Source organism: Rhodoferax ferrireducens (genome assembly GCF_031458075.1).
Lineage (GTDB): Bacteria > Pseudomonadota > Gammaproteobacteria > Burkholderiales > Burkholderiaceae_C > Rhodoferax_B > Rhodoferax_B ferrireducens_A.
This window is the reverse complement of record NZ_JAVDXT010000004.1, coordinates 186,519-207,305: the sequence shown is the minus strand read 5'-3', so window position 1 is coordinate 207,305 and position 20,787 is coordinate 186,519. Positions and strand designations below refer to the sequence as shown.

At 65.3% G+C, this 20,787-nt stretch carries 19 protein-coding genes; 13 read left to right on the top strand and 6 right to left on the bottom strand.

Going from position 1 to position 20,787, the window contains the following annotated elements; translation table 11 throughout:
- Positions 1–5: 5 nt before the first annotated feature.
- From J2X19_RS19425 to J2X19_RS19400, 6 genes are all read right to left on the bottom strand, one after another.
- Complete coding sequence (locus J2X19_RS19425) at positions 6–767, bottom strand: lysophospholipid acyltransferase family protein (RefSeq protein WP_310375669.1); 762 nt, start codon at positions 765–767, stop codon at positions 6–8.
- Between the two features lie 61 nt (positions 768–828).
- A complete protein-coding gene (locus tag J2X19_RS19420; RefSeq protein ID WP_116607248.1) occupies positions 829–2,136 on the bottom strand; it encodes a dihydroorotase in 1,308 nt (435 codons plus the stop codon).
- 75 nt (positions 2,137–2,211) lie between these two features.
- A complete protein-coding gene (locus tag J2X19_RS19415; RefSeq protein ID WP_116607249.1) occupies positions 2,212–3,177 on the bottom strand; it encodes an aspartate carbamoyltransferase catalytic subunit in 966 nt (321 codons plus the stop codon).
- 6 nt (positions 3,178–3,183) lie between these two features.
- Entirely contained in the window at positions 3,184–3,672 is a 489-nt protein-coding gene (gene pyrR / locus J2X19_RS19410; protein ID WP_405048712.1) for a bifunctional pyr operon transcriptional regulator/uracil phosphoribosyltransferase PyrR, read from the bottom strand.
- 8 nt (positions 3,673–3,680) lie between these two features.
- Positions 3,681–4,106: a Holliday junction resolvase RuvX gene (ruvX, locus tag J2X19_RS19405; RefSeq protein ID WP_116607251.1), complete on the bottom strand. Its 426-nt coding sequence runs from the start codon at positions 4,104–4,106 to the stop codon at positions 3,681–3,683.
- Positions 4,103–4,702 carry a YqgE/AlgH family protein gene (locus tag J2X19_RS19400; protein WP_116607252.1) on the bottom strand — a complete coding sequence of 200 codons (600 nt, stop codon included), beginning with the start codon at positions 4,700–4,702 and terminating at the stop codon, positions 4,103–4,105. Before J2X19_RS19400 ends, ruvX begins: the two co-directional genes overlap by 4 nt.
- A gap of 163 nt (positions 4,703–4,865) precedes the next feature.
- Between J2X19_RS19400 and J2X19_RS19395 the strand changes: the two genes are divergently transcribed.
- The 13 genes from J2X19_RS19395 (at position 4,866) to J2X19_RS19335 (ending at position 20,787) form a co-directional block, all read left to right on the top strand.
- On the top strand, positions 4,866–6,125 hold the full coding sequence (locus tag J2X19_RS19395; protein ID WP_310375663.1) for a sarcosine oxidase subunit beta family protein: 1,260 nt from the start codon (positions 4,866–4,868) through the stop codon (positions 6,123–6,125).
- 1 nt (position 6,126) lies between these two features.
- Positions 6,127–6,435, top strand: a complete 309-nt coding sequence (locus tag J2X19_RS19390) for a sarcosine oxidase subunit delta (protein ID WP_116607254.1) — start codon at positions 6,127–6,129, stop codon at positions 6,433–6,435.
- Entirely contained in the window at positions 6,432–9,428 is a 2,997-nt protein-coding gene (locus J2X19_RS19385) for a sarcosine oxidase subunit alpha family protein (RefSeq protein ID WP_310375660.1), read from the top strand. Before J2X19_RS19390 ends, J2X19_RS19385 begins: the two co-directional genes overlap by 4 nt.
- Positions 9,421–10,083: a sarcosine oxidase subunit gamma gene (locus tag J2X19_RS19380; RefSeq protein ID WP_310375658.1), complete on the top strand. Its 663-nt coding sequence runs from the start codon at positions 9,421–9,423 to the stop codon at positions 10,081–10,083. The genes J2X19_RS19385 and J2X19_RS19380 overlap by 8 nt, the downstream gene beginning before the upstream one ends.
- 11 nt (positions 10,084–10,094) lie before the next feature.
- Positions 10,095–11,369, top strand: coding sequence for a serine hydroxymethyltransferase (locus J2X19_RS19375; RefSeq protein ID WP_310375656.1), 1,275 nt, complete (start codon positions 10,095–10,097; stop codon positions 11,367–11,369).
- Positions 11,370–11,380: 11 nt separating this feature from the next.
- Positions 11,381–12,352 carry a dipeptidase gene (locus tag J2X19_RS19370; RefSeq protein ID WP_310375654.1) on the top strand — a complete coding sequence of 324 codons (972 nt, stop codon included), beginning with the start codon at positions 11,381–11,383 and terminating at the stop codon, positions 12,350–12,352.
- Between the two features lie 64 nt (positions 12,353–12,416).
- Positions 12,417–13,292, top strand: coding sequence for a glycine betaine ABC transporter substrate-binding protein (locus tag J2X19_RS19365; RefSeq protein ID WP_405048698.1), 876 nt, complete (start codon positions 12,417–12,419; stop codon positions 13,290–13,292).
- Between the two features lie 45 nt (positions 13,293–13,337).
- A complete protein-coding gene (locus J2X19_RS19360; protein ID WP_310375652.1) occupies positions 13,338–14,408 on the top strand; it encodes an HAD family hydrolase in 1,071 nt (356 codons plus the stop codon).
- A 44-nt stretch (positions 14,409–14,452) separates the two neighbouring features.
- Positions 14,453–14,986: a DUF5943 domain-containing protein gene (locus J2X19_RS19355; RefSeq protein WP_116607261.1), complete on the top strand. Its 534-nt coding sequence runs from the start codon at positions 14,453–14,455 to the stop codon at positions 14,984–14,986.
- Positions 14,987–14,995: 9 nt separating this feature from the next.
- Positions 14,996–17,056 carry an oxidoreductase gene (locus J2X19_RS19350; RefSeq protein ID WP_310375650.1) on the top strand — a complete coding sequence of 687 codons (2,061 nt, stop codon included), beginning with the start codon at positions 14,996–14,998 and terminating at the stop codon, positions 17,054–17,056.
- Position 17,057: 1 nt separating this feature from the next.
- Positions 17,058–18,941, top strand: coding sequence for a (Fe-S)-binding protein (locus tag J2X19_RS19345; RefSeq protein WP_310375649.1), 1,884 nt, complete (start codon positions 17,058–17,060; stop codon positions 18,939–18,941).
- The gene (locus J2X19_RS19340; RefSeq protein ID WP_310375648.1) at positions 18,938–20,038 is read left to right on the top strand and encodes an FAD-binding protein; all 1,101 of its coding nucleotides are present in this window, start codon (positions 18,938–18,940) and stop codon (positions 20,036–20,038) included. The genes J2X19_RS19345 and J2X19_RS19340 overlap by 4 nt, the downstream gene beginning before the upstream one ends.
- The gene (locus tag J2X19_RS19335; RefSeq protein WP_310375645.1) at positions 20,035–20,787 is read left to right on the top strand and encodes an adenine nucleotide alpha hydrolase family protein; all 753 of its coding nucleotides are present in this window, start codon (positions 20,035–20,037) and stop codon (positions 20,785–20,787) included. The genes J2X19_RS19340 and J2X19_RS19335 overlap by 4 nt, the downstream gene beginning before the upstream one ends.

The window sequence follows — 20,787 nt, the reverse complement described above, 5'->3', positions numbered from 1 at the left end:
GGATCTTATTCAGTTGCGCTGGATGCCGGCAGGGGTGGGTTCCGCAAAGCCTGGACCTGCGCGTGCAGATCCTGGGCCCAGGTTCGGCGGTCGCGGCCCTGGGCGTGCTCGGCAGTGCCATACAGCACGTCGGCGCCGAGGTTGGCCGCGCTGAGAGTGCGCCAGAGCGAACCCAGCAGGGTTTCGTCGCCCACAAAGCTGGGGGCGAAATGCAGCGCCCCGGTATGCACATCGACAAAGCGCAGCGCCAGCGGCTGCACCGGCACATTGGCCGAAATCGCCGCCTGCAGCAGGTTCGCATGGAATGGCAGCAGGCTGCGGCCGTCGCCGGTCGTGCCCTCGGGAAAGACGGCGATCACATCGCCGGCGCGCAGGCTCTCGACCATGTGGTGCACCACGCGCATGGCGTCGCGGCGCGATTCACGCTCGATGTACAAGGTGCCCGACGCCGTGGCCAGGGTGCCGACGACGGGCCAGTGCTTGACATCGGCCTTGGACACAAAACGGCAGTAGCCGGCCGCGTGTATCACCGCAATGTCCAGCCAGGAGATGTGGTTGGCCACCAGCAGCAGCGGGCCCTGGCTGGGCGCGCCGCTGACCCGCAGCCGTATGCCCAGCACGCGCAGCAGCTGCTGCGACCAGGCTTGCACCTGCCCGCCGCGCTCGGCGTTGTCCATCTGGGGAAAATGCCGGCGGATGGTCCACCAGCCGGTAGCGATGTGCAGCAGCAGGTGCAGCAGCTTGGCAAGAACGCGAAACAAGCGCATCAGGAATTGATAAAAATAATGCCGCCAGCGCAGGTACTACCTGCACCAGCAGCTACTATTTTTATAGTGCATCGCGGCGTGATTCGAAGGCCACATGGCCGGCCACCACGGCGCAGCGCACGCGGCCCGGCAGCTCGTAGCCGGAGAACGGCGTGTGCTTGCCCTGGCTGAGCAAGGTGTCGGCGGCCACGGTCCAACTGGCCGCAGGGTCGTAGATGCAGAGGTCTGCCACGCCGCCCTCGACCAGCTGGCCCAGGCTGGCCTGCAGCGTGCCCAGGCTGCTGCCCAGCACGGCGGCGGGCGCGCAGGTGACGGCGGCCAGCGCGCGCTGCAGCGGTACGCCGTCGTCCTGGCTCCATTTCAGCGCCAGGCTTAGCAGCAGCTCCAGGCCGGTGGCGCCGGGTTCGGCTTCGGCGAACGGCAGGGCCTTGGCATCGGCTTCGACCGGCGTGTGGTCGGACACCAGGGCGTCGATAGTGCCGTCGGCGAGGGCTGCGCGCAGGGCTTCGCGGTCGCGTTGCTGGCGCAGCGGAGGGCTCAGGCGGGCCCGGCTGTCGAAGTAACCGATGTCCGTATCCGTGAGGTGCAGCGAGTTGATGCTGACATCGCAGGTCACGCGCAGGCCGTCCTTCTTGGCCTGGCGCACCAGGGCGATGCCGGCGGCACTGCTGATACGGCAGAGGTGCACACGGGCGCCGGTGGTCTTCATCAATTCAAAGATGGTGTGCAGCGCGATGGTTTCGGCGGACACAGGCACGCCGCTCAAGCCCATACGCGTAGCCAGCGCACCGCTGGCGGCCACGCCCTTGCCCAGGTGCAGCTCTTGCGGGCGCAGCCAGACGGCGTAGTCAAAGGTGGCGGCATATTGCAGCGCGCGCTGCAGCACCTGGGTGTTGCCCAATGGCACCTCGGCCTGGCCGAAGCCGATACAGCCCGCGCCGGTAAGCTCGACCATCTCGGTCAGCACCTCGCCCTGCAGGCCGCGGGTCAGCGCACCCAGCGGGAACAGCCGCGCCTGGTGGTTCTTTTTGGCGCGGAACTTCAGCATCTGCACCAGGCCGGGTTCGTCCAGCACCGGGTCGGTATCGGGCGGACAGACCAGGCTGGTCACGCCGCCGGCTGCTGCCGCGGCCATTTCGCTTTCCATCATGCCTTCGTGCTCGTAGCCGGGCTCGCGCAGACGCGCGCACAGGTCGACCAGGCCGGGCAGCACGATGCAGCCGCTGGCGTCGACCACGCGGTCGGGCTGGAAGTCGGGCACGTCGCGGCCGATGGCGATGATGCGGCCGGCGGCGATGGCGATAGGGCCGGTGGTGTCCAGCCCGCTGGCCGGGTCGATGCTGCGGCCGTGTTGGATCAGGGTCTTCATATTTTTAAACCAAATGAGGCTCTGGCGCAGGTACTACCTGCGCCAGCAGCTATGGATTGAATAGCAAGCACGGGTTTAGGCTTCATTGCCCGCAACGATGCCCATCACCGCCATGCGGACCGCAATGCCGAAAGTGACTTGCGGCAGGATCACGCTCTGCTTGCCGTCGACCACGGCGGAGTCGATCTCCACGCCGCGGTTGATCGGGCCCGGGTGCATGACGATGGCGTCGGGCTTGGCCAGGGCCAGCTTTTCGGGAGTCAGGCCGAAGCTGCGGAAGAACTCCTGGCTGGACGGCAGCAGCGCGCCGCTCATGCGCTCGTTCTGCAGGCGCAGCATGATGACCACGTCGCAGTCCTTGATGCCCTCTTCCAGCGTGTGGCAGACGCGCACACCCATCTGCGCCATGTCGCTGGGCACCAGGGTCTTGGGGCCGACCACGCGGACTTCGGCGCAGCCCAGCGTCGTCAGGGCATGGATGTCGGAGCGGGCCACCCGCGAGTGCAGCACGTCACCGACGATGGCCACGGTGAGGTTGCTGAAGTCTTTTTTGTAGTGCCGGATGGTGTACATGTCCAGCAGGCCCTGGGTGGGGTGCGCGTGGCGGCCGTCGCCGGCATTCACCACGTGGACGTGCGGCGCCACATGCTGGGCGATCAGGTAGGGCGCGCCGGATTCGCTGTGCCGCACCACGAACACGTCGGCGGCCATGGCACTGAGGTTGGCGATGGTGTCCAGCAGCGACTCACCCTTGGCGGCGCTGGAGCGGGCGATGTCCAGGTTGATCACGTCGGCGCTGAGGCGGGTGGCGGCGATCTCGAAGGTGGTGCGGGTGCGGGTCGAGTTCTCGAAGAACAGGTTGAACACGCTTTTGCCGCGCAGCAGCGGCACCTTCTTGACCTCGCGGTCGTTGACGCTGACGAAGTTGGCGGCGGTGTCCAGGATCTGGGTCAGGATGTCCTTGGGCAGGCCTTCGGTGGACAGCAGATGGATCAGCTCGCCGTGCTTGTTGAGTTGGGGGTTGTTGCGTTTGTAAAGCATAGGAGGTCAGCCTTCGACGTTGAAGCTGAAGGCGCCGGCGGTACTGCGCGCCAGCGCCAGCTGCTGGCTGGCCGGCAAAGCTACGCGGGAAGCGGCGAAATCGGGTTGGATCGGCAGCTCGCGCCCGCCGCGGTCCACCAGCACCGCCAGGCGCACGGCGGCGGGGCGGCCGAAATCGAACAGCTCGTTGATGACGGCGCGGATGGTGCGGCCGGTGTAGAGCACGTCGTCCAGCAGGATGATGTCGGCGCCGTTCACGTCAAAGTCCAGCGCGGTCTGCCCGCCGCCGCCCGAGACCATGCCGCGCTGGGAAAAGTCGTCGCGGTGCATGGCGCTGGAGATCACGCCGGGTTTGCCCGGCAATTGCAGGTCGGCCTGCAGGCGCTCGGCCAGCCAGGCGCCACCGGAGGTGATGCCGACCAGGCGGGTGTCGGATTTGAGCAAGGCCTTTACGCCCCGCAACAGCTCGAGGTACAGCGCCTCGGCATCCAGCATGAGTGTGCTCACGGAATACTCCTCAAAAATTGTTCCAGGATGATGCAGGCGGCGGCGGCATCTGCGTCTTTGGCGCCCATCTCCAGCGCTTCTGTGGTGCTATAGCGCTCATCTACCTCGAAAACTGGCAGATTGAAGCGGCCGCGCAGCTGCCGGGCGAACTTCTGGGCGCGCCGGGTGTTGTCGTGCGCGGCGCCGTCCGGATGGAAGGGCACGCCGACCACGATGGCGTCGGGCTGCCATTCCTTGACGCGGGCGGCGATGGGGATGAAGCGTGCATCGCCTTCGGCATTGATCGTGCCCTGCGGCGTGGCGGTGCGGGTGAAACGGTTACCGACTGCGACGCCGGTGCGCTTTTGGCCGTAGTCAAAAGCTAAAAAAGATTGCAAATGGGGAGGAACGGGGTCCACGGCGGGGGCAACCGCTGATGTCATGCGTGGCCCGCCTCGGGGGACAGCATCCAGGCCTGCAAGCCCAGCAGCATCAAGGCCTTGTCGTAGCGCTGCTCGACCGGTGTGTCGAAAATCACCGCCAGGTCGGCCTCTACCGTCAGCCAGCTGTTTTCGCCGAGTTCGGCCTCCAGCTGGCCCTCGCCCCAAGCCGAATAGCCGAGCGAGATCAACACCCGGCGCGGGCCGGCACCGGTGGACAGGGCTTCCAGCACGTCTTTGGAGGTGGTCATCTCCAGCCCGCCGGGAATCGCCATGGTGGAGGCGTAGACCGACTCGCTGGGGTCGATATCCGTGCCGCTGAAGGCTTCGTGCAGGACAAAACCGCGCTCGGTTTGCACCGGGCCGCCCTGGAATACCGGGCTATCGCTCAAATCGGCGCGGCGCAGCGGCAGCTCGACCTTGTCGAACAGGCTTTTCAGGCTGATTTCACTGGGTTTGTTGATCACCAGGCCCATGGCGCCGCGCGGGCTGTGCTCGCACAGGTAGACCACGCTTTTGGCGAACGCTTCATCCTCCAGCCCGGGCATCGCAATCAAAAAGTGATGCGTCAGGTTCATGGGGGAGGTATCGGTGCTCATCCTTCAATTTTAAACAGTCCAGCAGCGGATTACGCGGCCAGCCCGAATAGACAGATCCGACGCAATGTCGAATTTGAACAAGTGTGCGTCTGCGCGGCGCAAGGTGACACACGGGGGACATCCAACAATGCATCCAGATTCATTGGACCTCCACGAGAAACCCATGCGCGGCCAAAACTACTCACTCTGGAGCCTGCTCAAGCACGGCTTTAAAAACCACCAAACCTGGGAGCCAGCCTGGGAACGGGTGGCCCTGAAACCCTCTTACGACGTGGTGATCGTCGGCGGCGGCGGGCACGGCCTGGCCACCGCCTACTACCTGGCCAAGAACCACCCCGGCGTCGGCAAGATCGCGGTACTGGAAAAAGGCTATCTGGGCGGCGGCAACACCGCCCGCAACACCACCATCGTGCGCTCCAACTACCTGTGGGACGAATCCGCAGCGATTTACGAGCATTCGCTGAAGCTGTGGGAAGGCCTGACAGAAGACCTGAACTTCAACGTGATGTTCAGCCAGCGCGGTGTGTTCAACCTGGGCCACAACCTGCAGGACATGCGTGACATCGAGCGCCGGGTCAACGCCAACGCGCTGCAAGGCATCGACGCCCATGTGCTGAATGCGCAGGAAGTCAAAGAAAAGATCCCCCAGCTCGACTGCAGCCGCAGCCGCCGCTTCCCGGTGCTGGGCGCCAGTTGGCAGCCACGCGCCGGCATTGCCCACCACGACGCCGTGGCCCGCGGCTTTGCCCGCGCCGCCAGCCGACTCGGCGTGGACCTGATCGAGGGCTGCGAAGTCACCGGCCTGGACATCCAGGGCGGCAAGATCCGCGGCCTGCAAACCAACCTGGGCGCGGTCAAGACCGACCGCGTGGGTTGCGTCGCAGCCGGCCACTCCTCGGTGCTGGCCAAGATGGCCGGCCTGCGCATGCCGCTGGAAAGCCATCCGCTGCAGGCCTTTGTGTCGGAATCCATGCAGCGCGTGATCGACACCGTGATCATGTCCAACGCGGTACACGGCTACCTCAGCCAGTCCGACAAGGGCGAGCTGGTGATCGGCGCCGGCATCGACAGCTACCTGGGCTACGGCCAGCGCGGCAGCCCGCACGTGATCGAGCACACGGCCGCCGCCATCATCGAGCTGTTTCCCCAGTTCTCCCGCGTGCGCATGAACCGCCAATGGGGCGGCATTGTGGACGTGACACCCGACGCCTGCCCGATCATTTCCAAGACCGCCGTGCAAGGCCTGTTCTTCAACTGCGGCTGGGGTACCGGCGGCTTCAAGGCCACGCCGGGCTCGGGCCATGTGTTTGCCGACATGCTGGCCCAGGGTGAACCCGGCCCGCTGTCCAAGGCTTTCTCCGTAGACCGTTTCCTCACCGGCCATTTAATCGACGAACACGGCGCCGCTGGCGTCGCACACTGATATGTTTTTACTGCACTGCCCCCATTGCGGCGAAACGCGGGACGAAGAAGAGTTCAGCAACGCCGGTGAAGCCTATATCCCCCGCCCAGCCCAACCCGAAGCCGTGGACGATGCCGTCTGGGGTGACTACGTATTCTTCCGCAAGAACACCAAGGGCTGGTTCTGGGAACAGTGGCAGCACACAGCGGCCTGCCGCAAGGTGTTTGCCGTGAAGCGCAACACCGCTACCTACGAGATCGCCGGTACCTGGACCCTGGCCGAAGGCAAGGCCTTGTTTCTGGCCGACATGGCCAAGGAGCACACAGCATGAGCGGCACACGTGTACCCCAGACCGGCACGCGCATCGACACGACGCGTACCGTCAAGTTCAGCTTCGATGGCCGCGACTACACCGGCCACCCCGGCGACACGCTGGCCTCGGCCCTGCTGGCCCATGGTGTGCGCCGCATGGCGCGCAGCTTCAAGTACGGCCGGCCCCGCGGCATCATCGGTGCCGGCGCGGAAGAACCGAATGCGCTGGTGCAGCTGGGCACGGGCGCGTTGACCACGCCCAACGTCAAGGCCACCCAGGCCGAGCTATACGACGGACTCAGCGCCCGCTCCACCTCGGGTTGGCCCTCGCTGGACTTTGACCTGAAGTCGGTACTGGGCCAGGGCTCGCGCTTCATGCCAGCCGGTTTCTACAGCAAGACCTTCAAATGGCCGCAAAAGCTCTGGCCGCTGTATGAGACCGTGATCCGCAAGTTCGCCGGCTTCGGCGATGCGCCCACCGAACCCGATCCCGAAAACTACGACCACCTGCACCACCATGTAGACGTGCTGGTCGTCGGCGGCGGCGCCTGCGGTCTGCTGGCCGCGCTGCAAGCCGGCCGCGCCGGACTCAAGACCGTCCTGTTGGACGAGCAGAACGAACTGGGCGGCTGGCTGCTGTCCGACCCGCATGCGCAGATCGACGGCCGCAACAGCGATGCCTATATCCGCTCGGTGCACACCACCCTGGCCGAGATGCCGCATGTCACCGTGCTGACCCGCACCACCGCTTTCGGCATGTACGAGCAGAACCTGGTGCAGGCCGTGGAGCTGGTGCAAGACCATATCGCCCCGGAACAGCGCCAGGCGCATCTGCCGCGGCACCGCATGCACAAGATCCGCGCCCACCACGTGGTGCTGGCCACCGGCGCCATCGAACGCCCATTGGTGTTCGGCAACAACGACCTGCCCGGCGTGATGACGGTATCGGCCGGCCAGACCTTTCTGCACCGCTACGGCGTGCGGGTCGGCCAACGGGTCGTCATCTGCGGCACCAGCGATCTGATCCACGACTGCGCCGAAGGCCTGGCCAAGGCTGGCGCCACGGTCACGGTGGCCGATGTGCGCCATGGCGCCGTCGCCCGCAACAGCAGCTACGCCGTGCTGGCCGGCCACGGCATTGCCGAAGTTACCGGCGGCAGCGAAGTCAAGGGCGTACGCCTGGTGCCGCTGCACGCCACGCGGGACGAAGTCGCCGGCAACGGCACCTCCATCGCCTGCGACGTGGTGCTGAGCTCGGGCGGCCTGTCGCCCACCGTGCATCTTTTCTGCCACGACGGCAGCCGCCCGCAGTGGCTGGAAGATGTGGCCGCCTTTGTAGTGCCGCGCACCGGCCGCAAGGGTGTGGCCTGCGTTGGCGCCGTTACCGGGGCTTTCGAGCTGTCCGATGCGCTGGCACAAACCACCCATGCCATGCAACAGGTGCTGGCCGCCTGCGGCAAGCGTGAATCGCTGCAAACCCCAGCCTGCATCCAGCCCAAGCGTCTGCCAGCACGGCCGATGTTCCGTCTGCCCGACGGCAAGATCGAAGGCGCAGGAGCCAAGGCCTTTGTCGACTACCAGAACGACGTCAGCGCTGCCGATATCGAGCTGGCCGTGCGCGAGAACTACCACTCCATCGAGCACGTCAAGCGCTACACCGCACTGGGCTTCGGCACCGACCAGGGCAAGCTGTCGAATGTGAACGGCTTCGTCATCACCGCCCGCGCTCTGAAGCGTCCGGTGAACGAAGTCGGTACCACCACTTACCGCCCGGCCTACACCCCGGTGAGCCTGGGTGCGCTGGCCGGCACCATGAGCGAAGAGCTGTTCGACCCGAACCGCTACAGCGCCATCCACGCATCCCATGTGGCGCGCGGCGCGGCGCTGGAACCGGTCGGCCAATGGCAAAGGCCCTGGTACTTCGCCAAGCCCGGTGAAGACCTGCACGCCGCGGTGAACCGCGAATGCCTGGCCGCACGCAATGGCGTGGCGGTGATGGACGCCTCCACCCTGGGCAAGATCCAGATCGACGGCCCGGATGCGCGCGAATTCCTGAACCGCATCTACGCCAACGCCTGGACCCAACTGGCCGTCGGTAAATGCCGCTACGGCCTGATGCTGGACGAAAACGGCATGGTGATGGACGATGGCGTGACCGCCTGCATCCAGCAAAACCAGTTCTACATGACCACCACCACCGGCGGTGCGGCCCGCGTGCTGAACTGGCTGGAGCGCTGGCACCAGACCGAATGGCCGGAACTCAAGGTGTGGATGACCTCGGTGACCGACCACTGGTCGACCATCGCCCTGGTGGGACCCAAATCCCGTGCGGTGCTGGCCAAGCTGTGCCCGGACATTGACCTGTCGCCGGAAAACTTCAAGTTCATGGACTGGCGCGCTGGCACGGTCAACGGCCTGCCAGCCCGGGTGTTCCGCATCAGCTTCTCGGGCGAACTGTCGTATGAGCTGAATGTCGAATCCGGCTACGGCCACGCACTGTGGGAGGCCGTGATGGCCGCCGGTGCCGAATTCGACATCACGCCCTATGGCACCGAGACCATGCACGTGCTGCGCGCCGAGAAGGGTTTCATCATCGTCGGCCAGGACACCGATGGCTCGATGAGCCCGCTGGATCTGGACATGGCCTGGGCAGTCGGCATGAAAAAGCCGTTCAGCTTCCTGGGCAAACGCTCGCTGGCCCGCAGCGACACAGCCCGCGAAGGCCGCAAGCAGCTGGTTGGCCTGCTGCCCGAAGACCCGAACAGCGTGCTGATCGAAGGCGCGCAAATCATGGAAAGCGCCACTGTCGGCACCAACAACCAGATGCTCGGCCATGTGACCTCCAGCTACCACAGCGCCTTCCTGGGCCGCTCCATCGCCATGGCGGTGGTGGCCGGCGGCCTGCAGCGCAAGGAGCAAACCTTGTACGTGCACGCCCACGGCAAGGTCACGCCGGTGAAGGTAGGCGGCAGCGTATTTGTGGATGTGAAAGGTGACCGTCAAAATGTCTAATTCAGATAAGGCCCTGTACGCGATGCTGGAATCTCCGCTGCACGCTTTTGGCCTGCCGGCCCGCGTGGCCACACCAGCCGCCCGCAATCGGGTGGTGATGAGCGAGCTGCCCCATATGGGCTATATCGTGCTGCGCGGAAAAGCCGATGACAGCAGCTTCATGCAAGCGGTGGCCGGTGTGCTGGGCCAGCCCTTGCCGACCCAGCCGATGACGGTGCTGAGCACCGCCGCCGGTGTGGTGCTGTGGGTGTCGCCCGACGAATGGCTGCTGGTCTGCAAACGCTCCAGCCGTGACGCACTGCTGACCAGCCTGACCGGCGCGCTGCAGGATGTGTTCGCCCAGGTGGTGGACAACAGCGGCGGCCTGACCGCGCTGCGCATCAGCGGCCCCGACCACATGCTGCTGCTGCGCCAGCTTGGCCCCTACGACTACGAGAGCCTGGCCGTCGGCCGCTGCGCCAGCACCGTGGCATCCAAGACCGGCTTTACCGTGGCGCGCACCGACGAGGCCGGCGTAGTGCTGGTATTCCGCCGCAGCTTTGCCGACTACACCTGGCGCCTGCTGGAGCGCACCGCCCTGCCCTACCACCTGTGCATCACCAGCCCGGCGCAATGCGCCGATCCGGTTTTCACCCCTTTGTTTGAAATCGTTTGAGGACTCTCCCCATGACAACTGAAAACTTCTTCGCCGTAGGCGTGGCACAGGCCGATGCAGCAGTCAACACGGCCATGGGCCACGAACTGCAACGCCAGCGCGAGCAGATCGAACTCATCGCCTCGGAAAACATCGTCTCCAAGGCCGTACTCGAAGCCCAAGGCTCGGTGCTGACCAATAAGTACGCGGAAGGCTACCCAGGCAAGCGCTACTACGGCGGCTGCGAGCATGTGGATGTGGTCGAGGCCCTGGCGATTGAGCGCCTATGCAAACTGTTCGGCTGCGAGTTCGCCAATGTGCAGCCGCACTCTGGCGCGCAGGCCAACACGGCCGTCATGCTGGCCCTGGTACAGCCTGGCGACACGGTGCTGGGCATGTCGCTGTCGGCCGGCGGCCACCTGACGCACGGCGCCAAGCCCGCATTGTCGGGCAAGTGGTTCAAGGCCGTGCAGTACGGCGTGCGCCGCGCCGACTCGCTGATCGACTACGACGAAGTCGAAGCCCTGGCCATCGAACACAAACCCAAACTCATCATCGCCGGCTTCTCAGCCTACCCCCGCACCATTGACTGGGCGCGCTTCCGCGCAATCGCCGACAAGGTGGGCGCGCTGCTGATGGTGGACATGGCCCACGTGGCCGGCCTGGTTGCCACCGGCGTCTACCCCAGCCCGGTGCCGCATGCGCATGTGACCACCTCCACCACCCACAAAACCCTGCGCGGCCCGCGCGGCGGTGTGGTGCTGACCAATGACGCCGAGATCGCCAAGAAGATCAATTCCGCCGTATTCCCCGGCTCGCAAGGCGGCCCGCTGATGCACGTCATCGCCGCCAAAGCTGTGGCCTTTGGCGAGGCACTGCAGCCCAGCTTCAAAGCCTATACCCAGCAGGTTGTGGCCAACGCCAAGGCCCTGGGCGCCGTACTGAAAGCCGGTGGCCTGGACCTGGTGACTGGCGGCACCGACAACCACCTGCTGCTGGTCGACCTGCGCCCGCTGGGCCTGAAGGGCAACACCACCGAAGTGGCGCTGGAGCGCGCCGGCATCACCTGCAACAAGAACGGCATCCCGTTCGACGACGAAAAACCGACCATCACCTCGGGCATCCGCGTCGGCACCGCTGCCGGCACCACGCGCGGCTTCGGCACGGCCGAGTTTGAAGAAGTCGGCCGCCTGATGCTGGAAGTCTTCAACAGCCTGAAGACCAACCCCGCCGGCGACGCCGCGACCGAGGCCTCGGTCTACGCCCGCGTCAAAGCACTGACTGCCCGCTTTCCCCTCTACGCCTGAAGGAAATCACCATGAGCAATCTGCACCAGGATTCCATCGTCATCGACGGTCTCATCATTGCCAACCTGAACCGCAGCGTATTTGAAGACATGAAGAAAGGCGGCCTGGCCGCTGCCAACTGCACCGTCTCCGTGTGGGAGGACTTTCCAAAGACGGTGGACAACATTGCCCAGCTGAAACAGCTGATCCGCGACAACAGCGATCTCGTCACACTGGCCCGCAACACAGCGGACATCGTCAAGGCGAAAGCTGATGGCAAGACCGGCATCGTTCTGGGCTTCCAGAACGCCCATGCCTTTGAGGACAACCTCGGCTACATCGAAGCCTTCCACGACATGGGTGTGCGCGTGGTCCAGCTTTGCTACAACACGCAGAACCTCGTGGGCACCGGCTGCTATGAACGCGATGGCGGGCTTTCCGGCTACGGCCGCGAGGTCATCGCCGAGATGAACCGCGTGGGCATCATGGTCGACCTGTCGCACGTGGGCAGCAAGACCTCGGAAGAAGCGATCCTGGCCTCCACCAAGCCCGTGGCTTACACCCACTGCCTGCCCCTGGGCCTGAAGGACCACCCGCGCAACAAAAGCGACGCCGAGCTGAAGTTCATCGCCGACCACGGCGGCTTCATCGGCGTGACCATGTTCTCACCCTTCCTCAAGCGCGGCAATGAGTCGACCGTGCACGACTACGTCGAGGCCATCGACTACGTCATCAACATTGTTGGCGAAGACTGCGTGGGACTGGGCTCTGACTTCACCCAGGGCCACGGCCATGAGTTCTTCGACATGCTGACGCATGACAAAGGCCGCTGGCGCCGCCTGACCAACTTCGGCGAGGTGATCAATCCCGAAGGCATCCGGACCATAGGCGACTTCCCCAACCTGACGACCACGATGCAGCAGTCGGGTTGGTCCGATGCCCGGATCACCAAGGTACTGGGTGCCAACTGGATGAAATTCTTCGACCAAGTCTGGGGCACCTAAGACCCGCAACCTACCGATTTCCCCGTCCCCTCTCGTTCCCTTCCACAACCAGGAGTTAGCTGCTATGACCGCTTCGTTCACCCCCCGCAAACGTCGTGAGTTCCTCACACAGACTTTGAGTCTGTCCGCATTGGCCATGTCCGGTGGCGCTGCCTTTGCCCAGGCCAAACCCACCATCAAGATCGGTTTTGTCGATGGCTGGTCGGACAGCGTCGCCACCACCAATCTGGCGGCCGCCATCATCCGCAGCAAGCTAGGCATGAATGTGGAGCTGGTGCCCCTGGCTGCCGGCATCATGTGGCAGGGCGTGGCGCGCGGCGACATCGACGCCACGTTGTCGGCCTGGCTGCCTGTGACGCACGAAGCCTATCTGGCCAACTTCAAGGACAAGGTACAGATTCTGGGCTCCAACTACCCTGGCGCCAAGATCGGCCTGATCGTGCCCGAGTACGTCAAGGCCACCAGCCTGGCCGACCTGAACAGCCACCGCGCCGACTTTGACAACCGCATCGTCGGCATCGACGCCGGCGCCGGCGTGATGAAGAAGACCGAGGAAGCCATCAAGGCCTACAGCCTGGAAATGCGCCTGCAGCCCAGCTCCGGCCCGGCCATGGCCGCCGAACTCGACCGCGCCTACCGTGCCAACAAGTCCATCGCCGTCACCGGCTGGATTCCGCACTGGATGTTTGCCAAGTACAAGCTGCGCTTCCTGGCCGACCCGAAAAACATCTACGGCGCAGAAGAGCACGTGGACAGCGTGATCAACCCCGGCCTGAACACCAAGGCACCTACCGTAGTGGCCTTCCTGAAGAAGCTGTCGTGGAAGCCTGAAGAAATCGGCGCCGTAATGCTGGCCGTCGAAGGCGGTGCCAAGCCCGATGCAGCAGCCGAAAAATGGATTGCCGACAACCCTGCGCGCGTGGCTGGCTGGCTCGCCTAAGCCCCCGACTGAATCCACCTTTTAGATAGCAAAGGCTGTGTCGCAATGTTGAAGCAGACAATTTCTTTCCAATGGCTGGCGCCTTGGGCGCTCAGTCTGGGCCTGGCGTTTTCCGCCCAGGCCCAGACAGCATTGAAACATTGGCCGCCCGAGGCTGCGACACAGCTGGAGAGCCTGATCCAGGCCAACGCCAACAAGGGCGCGTTTGCGGTGTTCGACGCCGACAACACCTCCTACAACAACGATCTTGAAGAATCCTTGCTGCCGTTTCTGGAAATGAAAGGCATTCTGAGCCGCGACAAGCTCGATCCGGCTTTGAAGCTGATTCCTTTCAAGGACATCAACGGCCACAAGGAAAGCCTGAACAGCTATTACTACCGCCTGTGCGAGATCGACGACCAGGTCTGCTATCCCTGGGTAGCCCAGGTGTTTTCGGGCTACACCTTGCGCGAGCTCAAGGGCTGGGTCGACGAGATGCTGGCCGCCGGCAGCAGCATCCCCGCCACCTACTACGAAGGTACGACTGTCAAGACCATCGCCATCAAGCCGCCGAAGTTCTATACCGGCATGCAGGAGCTCTACAACAAGCTGATGGAAAACGGCATCGAGGTCTACGTGGTGAGCGCCGCCAGCGAAGAGCTGGTCCGCATGGTGCTGGCCGACCCGAAGAACGGCTACAACATCAAGCCACAAAACGTCATCGGTGTCGGCCTGCAGCTGAAGGACCGCAAGACCGGCGAGATCACCAATGCGCGCAAATTGATTGCAGCCAAGACCTACGACCCCGCAGCCTTGCTGGACCATGAATTGACATCGGCGCTGTGGGCACCGATGACCTGGTTCGAGGGCAAGCAGGCCGCGATCCACACCTATATCGACGAATGGAAGAAGCCGATTCTGGTGGCGGGCGACACGCCGGTGAGTGACGGCCCCATGCTGTTTCGCGGTACCGACGTAGAGCGCGGTGGCCTGCGCGTCTGGGTGAACCGCAAAGACAAATACCTGGTGCAGATCCAAGCCATGCAGAAGAAAAATGCCGAAGCCCAGAAAGCCCAAGGCCTGCCCGTGACGGCAGACCGCAACTGGGTGGTGGTCAAGTCGGAACAGATCCAGTAAGCCCACGGCTGCGCATTTCCCTATCCCTACACAGAGATCACCCCATGAATCCCCAACTCCCCATTGAAGTGAACGCCGACACAGGCGTCTGGACCACCGACGGCCTGCCGATGATTTACGTGCCGCGGCACTTCTTCGTCAACAACCATGTTGAAACCGAGGCCGTGGTGGGCCGGGAGGTGTATGCACCGGCGCTGTACAAGGCCGGCCACCGCTCGGCCTATTTCTGGTGCCAGCAGGAAGCCGCCACCCATGGCTTGAGCGGCATGGCGGTGTACGAGCATTACCTCAAGCGCCTGTCGCAACGCGGCTGGGGCCTGTTCTCCTTCATCGAGGCTGATGCCACTACCGGCCACGCCCAGGTCAAGCTGGAGCATTCGGTGTTTGTGCTGGCGCAAGGCATTGCCGGCGTGCCGGTGGACCACAGCAAGGTCTGCTATTTGTTCGCCGGCTGGTTCTCGGGCGCCATGGACTGGGTGCTGGAAACCAGCGGCTCGGCGGTGCGCACCACCAGCGTCGAGACCCAATGCGCGGCAGAAGGCCATAGCCACTGCGTTTTCACCGTCAGCCCCCTCTAGAGATCCGCCATGCGCTACCCGCATTTGTTTGAGCCCATCCGCCTGAACCAGGTTCTGCTGCGCAACCGCATCGTCAGCACCGCGCATGCCGAGGTGTATGCCGAGGGCGGCAACCCGACCGAGCGCTACATCCGCTATTACGAAGAAAAAGCCAAGGGCGGCGTGGGCCTGGCGATTTGCGGTGGCTCCAGCCCGGTGTCGCGCGACAGCCCCTGGTCCTGGTGGAGTTCGGTGAACCTGGCCACCAACAAGGTGATTGAGCCGCTGGCGACGCTGGCCGAAACCATGCACAAGCATGGCGCCAAGCTGATGATCCAGGCCACCCACATGGGCCGGCGCAATGCCTGGCATGGTTTTGACTGGCCGCACCTGGTCAGCCCCTCGGGTATCCGCGAGCCAGTGCACCGCGGCAATGCCAAGACCATCGAAATCGAAGAAATCCGCCGCATCGTGGCCGACTACGGCCGTGCCGCCAAGCGCGTGAAGGATGCGGGACTCGACGGCATCGAAATCTCCGCCGCACACCAGCAGCTGGTCGACCAGTTCTGGAGCCCGCGTGTGAACCACCGTACCGACGAATACGGCGGCAGCCTGGAAAACCGCCTGCGCTTCGGCATGGAAGTGCTGCAAGCCGTGCGCGAACAGGTCGGCGCCGACTTCTGCGTGGGCATGCGCATGTGCGGCGACGAATTCCATGAAGATGGCATCAGCCACGAGATGGCGAAAGAAATCGCCCAGGCCATGAGTGAAAGCGGCCTGCTGGACTTCCTCAGCGTAGTCGGCTCCGGTGCCGACACGCACAACACCCTGGTCAACTGCATGCCGCCGATGGCGCTGCCGCCCGAGCCCTTTGTGCACCTGGCCGCCGGTATCAAGTCCGTCTCCAAGGTACCCGTGATGCACGCCCAAAGCATCCGCGACGCCTCGCAGGCCGAGCGCATCCTGGCCACCGGCATGGTCGACATGGTCGGCATGACCCGGGCCCAGATCGCCGACCCGCACATGGTCATCAAGATCCGCGACGGCCGCGAAGACCAGATCAAGCAATGCGTGGGCGCCAATTACTGCATCGACCGCCAGTACAACGGCCTGGACGTGCTGTGCATCCAGAACGCCGCCACCAGCCGCGAAGAAACCATGCCGCACGTGATCGAAAAGACCACCGGCAAGCGCCGCAAGGTGGTGGTCGTCGGCGCCGGCCCTGCCGGCCTGGAAGCTGCCCGGGTAGCCCGTGAGCGCGGCCACGACGTGGTGCTGTTCGAAAAGAACGCGTTGGTCGGCGGCCAGGTGAATCTGGCGGCCAAGCCACCGAAACGCGAGCAGATGGCCGGCATCATCCGCTGGTTCGACATGGAAACCCTGCGCCTGGGCGTGGACCGCCGTTTGGGCGTGGCCGCGACCCAGGAGATGATCCTGGCCGAGCAGCCCGACATCGTGGTGCTGGCCACCGGCGGCCTGCCGCACACCGGCCAGACGCCCGCCTGGGGCGCAGCCGAAGGCCTGTGCGTCAGCGGCTGGGACATCCTGTCCGGCGCCGTCGCACCCGGTGAAAACGTGCTGGTCTACGACAGCATCAGCACCCATGCGGGCACCGGCGTGGCCGACTTCATCGCCGCCCGCGGCAAGCTGGTGGAGATCGTCACCCCCGACGTGAAGGTGGCCGACGACGTGGGCGGCACCACCTTCCCGATCTTCTACCGCCAGCTGTATGCCAATGCCGTGATCCAGACGCCCAACTTCTGGCTGGAAAAGGTTTACCGCGAAGGCGACAAGCTGATCGCCGTGCTGAAGAACGAATACACCGAGGCGCTGGAAGAGCGCGCCGTGGACCAGGTGGTGGTCGAAAACGGCATCCTGCCGAACGACGGCCTGTACTGGCAGCTCAAGCCCTTGTCGCTGAACAAGGGTCAGACGGACATCGAAGCTCTGTATGACGCCAAGCCGCAGCCCGGCCTGAGCGAAACCACCGGCAACGGCAGCTTCCTGCTGTACCGCGTGGGCGACTGCGTCTCCATGCACAACATCCACGCCGCGATCTACGACTCGCTGCGCCTGTGCAAGGACTTCTAAGATGCTGCAGCACCTCGTAAGCACGGTCTTCTGGCTGGCAGTCCTGGGTCTGGCCTGGGGCCTGGCGCGCCGCGCTCTTATATGGAAAAAAGGCCGCTCGAGCACAGTAGACCTGCGCGGGCTGCTACAAATACCGAAGCGCTACTTTGTCGACCTGCACGACGTGGTGGCGCGCGAGCCGTTTGTCGCCCGGGCCCACGTCGGCGTGGCCGGCGGTGCCATCCTGGCGCTGGCGCTGGTGGCTGTGAACTACGGCCTGGGCCTGTACTGGCGTAGCCTGGACGCGGTGCTGCTGCTGGCCGGCCTGATGATGCTGGCCGGCGCCATCGCCATGGCCTCGCGGCGTCGCCAGGCCCCGGCGCGCCTGTCCCAAGGCCCTTGGAGCCGCCTGCCGTATTCGCTGATGCTGTTCGCGCTGGCCGTGGCCCTGGTGGGCGTGGTGGCCTTGACCGGCACCGCGCTGGCACCTTGGTTGGCGGGCCTGATCAGCCTGGCCTTTGCCGCCGGCGCCGCCGAACTGGCGCTTGGCATAGGCCTGGGCGGGCCCATGAAGCATGCGGTCGCCGGCCTGCTGCACCTGGGCCTGCATCCCCGGCCCGAGCGCTTTGGTGACGAACGCTTCGCCACGGCCCTCAAGCCCCTCACGCTGACCGCGGACGACATGGGCGTGGGCAAGCCGGCCGATTTCGCCTGGAACAAGCTGCTGTCGTTTGACGCCTGCGTACAGTGTGGCAAGTGCGAAGCCGCCTGCCCGGCCTTTGCCGCCGGCCAGCCGCTGAACCCGAAGAAGCTGATCCAGGACCTGGTGGTCGGCATGAGCGCCAAGAGCGATGCGAACTATGCCGGCAGCCCGTATCCGGGCCAAAAGGTGGGTGAGCATGCGGGCGCACCGCACCTGCCCATCGTCAACGGCCTGATCAACAGCGACACGCTGTGGTCCTGCACCACCTGCCGCGCCTGCGTGCAGGAATGCCCGATGCTGATCGAACATGTGGATGCCATCGTCGATATGCGCCGCCACATGACCCTGGTCGGTGGCGTGGTACCGAACAAGGGCATGGAAGCGCTGGAACAGCTGCGCGACACCGATACCGTCGGCGGCTTCCCGCTGGCGGCCCGGCACCACTGGGCGGCCGACCTGAACGTGCCGGTACTCGATGTCGGCGGCCAGACCGATTGGCTGGTGCTGGTGGGCGAAGGCGGCTTCGACATGCGCTACCAGCGCACGCTGCGCGCCTTCATCAAGACGCTGCAAAAGGCCGGGCTGAAGATCGCCCTGCTGGGCGCGGCAGAAACCGATTGCGGTGATCTGGCGCGCCGCCTGGGCGATGAGGCCGGCTTCCAGCGCCTGTCGCAACGCCTGATCGCCACCCTGAAGACCCGCGGCTTCATGCACATCGTGACGCCCGATCCGCATATCTTCCATTCGCTGAAGAACGAGTACCCGGCCATGGGTGGCCACTTCGACGTATGGCACCACACCCAGCTGCTGGCCGAGCTGCTGGCCAAGGGCCAACTCAAGCCCACGCGCGCCGGCAGCCTGGAGGCCGTGACCTACCACGACCCCTGCTACCTGGGTCGCTATGGCCGCGAGGTGGATGCACCGCGCTCCGTGCTCAAGGGCATAGGTATCAAGGTGGTGGAGATGGAACGCAGCCGCGAACGTGGCCGCTGCTGCGGCGGTGGCGGCGGTGCGCCGTTTACCGACATCCCCGGCACGACCCGCATACCCGACATCCGGATTGCCGATGCCAAGAGCACTGGCGCCGGCATCGTGGCCGTGGCCTGCCCCAACTGCACGGCCATGCTGGAAGGCGTGGTCGGCCCCCGGCCCGAAGTGCTGGACATTGCCGAACTGACAGCCCACGCCCTGGAGCTTGCATGACCGTACACACACCCGTGCGCCGTGTTGATCCACGCCGCCCCGCCATCATCACGCCGGCCGGCCTGCGCCGCATCGTGCTGGGCAGTAGCGAAGGCGAACGGCTGGCGGCCAATCTGTCGCATGGCCCGGCCACCAAACCGGTGCGCAGCGCCGGCCCGTTCAGCCGCACCACCCTGGTGGTGACGCACGCCGAACGCGGCGCCTTGACCGACGGCGCGCGCCAGGCGATTGCGGCCGCCGCCATCCTGGCCACTGCCGACACCGAAGTGCTGGTCGCGGTGCTGGGTGCCTGCCAGGACGATGCCGCTGCCCTGGGCGTGGACCGCCTGCTGGTGCTGGACGACCTGGACAGCAGCCGCTACCAACCCACGGCCTGCGTGCGCTGGCTGCAAGGCCTGCAGACCCGCCATAGCCCCACGCAATGGCTGTTTGCCGACAGCGGTGCCGACGGCCAACTGGGCCGCCGTTTTGCCGTGCAAGCCGGGCTGGACCTGATCTGCGGCGTGGTTGAGCTGGGAGCCAACGCACTGCGCGTGCCGGCCAACAGCCGCCAAGACTGGCTGCGCCCCCACGCTCCCGTAATGCTGCTGGCCAAGGCCGTGGCCAGTACCAAGCTGCCCTTCGTTGGCCTGGGCCTGCGCGAAGCCGCTCCCGCCTTGCCGGCCGCCATCGAGGCCGGCATCGAAGACCTGGGCCTGAAAGCCGGCGACCCGCAAACCCTGGCGCTGGAAGAAGCCGACTTCATCCTCGCCGCCGGCAATGGCGTGACCGATCTGCCGCTGTTCCACTCGCTGGCGCTGGAAGTCGGCGCGGCCGTAGGCGCCTCCCGCGTGGCGGTGGACGATGGGCGCTTTGCCCGGGCCCAGCAGATCGGCGCCACCGGCAAGACCGTGTCGGCATCCGGCTATCTGGCGCTGGGCATTTCCGGCGCGGTACAACATTTGCAAGGCATCAAGGACTGCCGCCATGTGATTGCGGTGAACCTGGATGCCTCGGCCCCGATCGCGCGCCGCGCCGACCTGACCGTGGTGGAAGACAGCGCCGCCCTGATGCAGGCCCTGCTCGGCCTGGTGCGCAAACAGAAGGAAGGCGTATGAGCACGATCACCGTCCTGGTTGCCCCGCGCACCCACCCCACCAGCCTGCGCGCCACGCGCTGCAAAGCCGATGCCACGGCCGTCGCCCTGGGCCTGGAACTGGGCCTGCCGCTGCGCATGCTCTGTGCGGGCAGCATGGCCGATAGCGTGGCCCGCGACTACCTGGCCCTGGGTGCGCCCAAGCTGGAGATCCTGCAGTGCGCCGACGATGCGCCGCTGCTAGACGCCTTGCTGCCCGCGCTGCGCGATGTGCCCTGGGTGCTGACCGGCACCCGCAGTGAAGCCGACCAGGGCACGGGCGTGCTGCCCTACGCCCTGGCGGCTGCACTCGGGCGCCCGGTGGTCACCGATGTGCTGGCGATAGAGCCAGATGGCGCCGCCTGGATCGTCACCCAGGCCCTGCCCAAGGGGGCGCGGCGGCGCTTGCGGGTGCAGGCCCCGGCGGTACTGGCCGTGAGCGCCGCCGCCCCGCTGACACTGCGTCACGCGTTGGCCGATGCCGTCACCGGCCAGATCGTCCACACCGCGGTAACCCCCACCGCTGCCACCGCACCGGCCGGCCAGCTGGTGCCGACCAGCAAGCGCCGCAAGCTGCTGGAGGCCAAGACCGTGCAGAGCGGCCATGCACGCATGCTGGGGGCGATCGAATCGCCGTCCACCGGCGGCACCGTGATACAGACCGGCACACCCGATTCCAAGGCCCAGGCAGTTCTGGACTACCTGCGTAGCCATTCTCTTGTGAGTTTTTAA

Coding starts and splice junctions, on each gene's coding strand:
- J2X19_RS19425 (WP_310375669.1), bottom strand. CDS start 767: ATGCGCTTGTTTCGCGTTCTTGCCAAGCTGCTGCACCTGCTGCTGCAC.
- J2X19_RS19420 (WP_116607248.1), bottom strand. CDS start 2,136: ATGAAGACCCTGATCCAACACGGCCGCAGCATCGACCCGGCCAGCGGG.
- J2X19_RS19415 (WP_116607249.1), bottom strand. CDS start 3,177: ATGCTTTACAAACGCAACAACCCCCAACTCAACAAGCACGGCGAGCTG.
- pyrR (WP_405048712.1), bottom strand. CDS start 3,672: ATGCTGGATGCCGAGGCGCTGTACCTCGAGCTGTTGCGGGGCGTAAAG.
- ruvX (WP_116607251.1), bottom strand. CDS start 4,106: ATGACATCAGCGGTTGCCCCCGCCGTGGACCCCGTTCCTCCCCATTTG.
- J2X19_RS19400 (WP_116607252.1), bottom strand. CDS start 4,702: ATGAGCACCGATACCTCCCCCATGAACCTGACGCATCACTTTTTGATT.
- J2X19_RS19395 (WP_310375663.1), top strand. CDS start 4,866: ATGCGCGGCCAAAACTACTCACTCTGGAGCCTGCTCAAGCACGGCTTT.
- J2X19_RS19390 (WP_116607254.1), top strand. CDS start 6,127: ATGTTTTTACTGCACTGCCCCCATTGCGGCGAAACGCGGGACGAAGAA.
- J2X19_RS19385 (WP_310375660.1), top strand. CDS start 6,432: ATGAGCGGCACACGTGTACCCCAGACCGGCACGCGCATCGACACGACG.
- J2X19_RS19380 (WP_310375658.1), top strand. CDS start 9,421: ATGTCTAATTCAGATAAGGCCCTGTACGCGATGCTGGAATCTCCGCTG.
- J2X19_RS19375 (WP_310375656.1), top strand. CDS start 10,095: ATGACAACTGAAAACTTCTTCGCCGTAGGCGTGGCACAGGCCGATGCA.
- J2X19_RS19370 (WP_310375654.1), top strand. CDS start 11,381: ATGAGCAATCTGCACCAGGATTCCATCGTCATCGACGGTCTCATCATT.
- J2X19_RS19365 (WP_405048698.1), top strand. CDS start 12,417: ATGACCGCTTCGTTCACCCCCCGCAAACGTCGTGAGTTCCTCACACAG.
- J2X19_RS19360 (WP_310375652.1), top strand. CDS start 13,338: ATGTTGAAGCAGACAATTTCTTTCCAATGGCTGGCGCCTTGGGCGCTC.
- J2X19_RS19355 (WP_116607261.1), top strand. CDS start 14,453: ATGAATCCCCAACTCCCCATTGAAGTGAACGCCGACACAGGCGTCTGG.
- J2X19_RS19350 (WP_310375650.1), top strand. CDS start 14,996: ATGCGCTACCCGCATTTGTTTGAGCCCATCCGCCTGAACCAGGTTCTG.
- J2X19_RS19345 (WP_310375649.1), top strand. CDS start 17,058: ATGCTGCAGCACCTCGTAAGCACGGTCTTCTGGCTGGCAGTCCTGGGT.
- J2X19_RS19340 (WP_310375648.1), top strand. CDS start 18,938: ATGACCGTACACACACCCGTGCGCCGTGTTGATCCACGCCGCCCCGCC.
- J2X19_RS19335 (WP_310375645.1), top strand. CDS start 20,035: ATGAGCACGATCACCGTCCTGGTTGCCCCGCGCACCCACCCCACCAGC.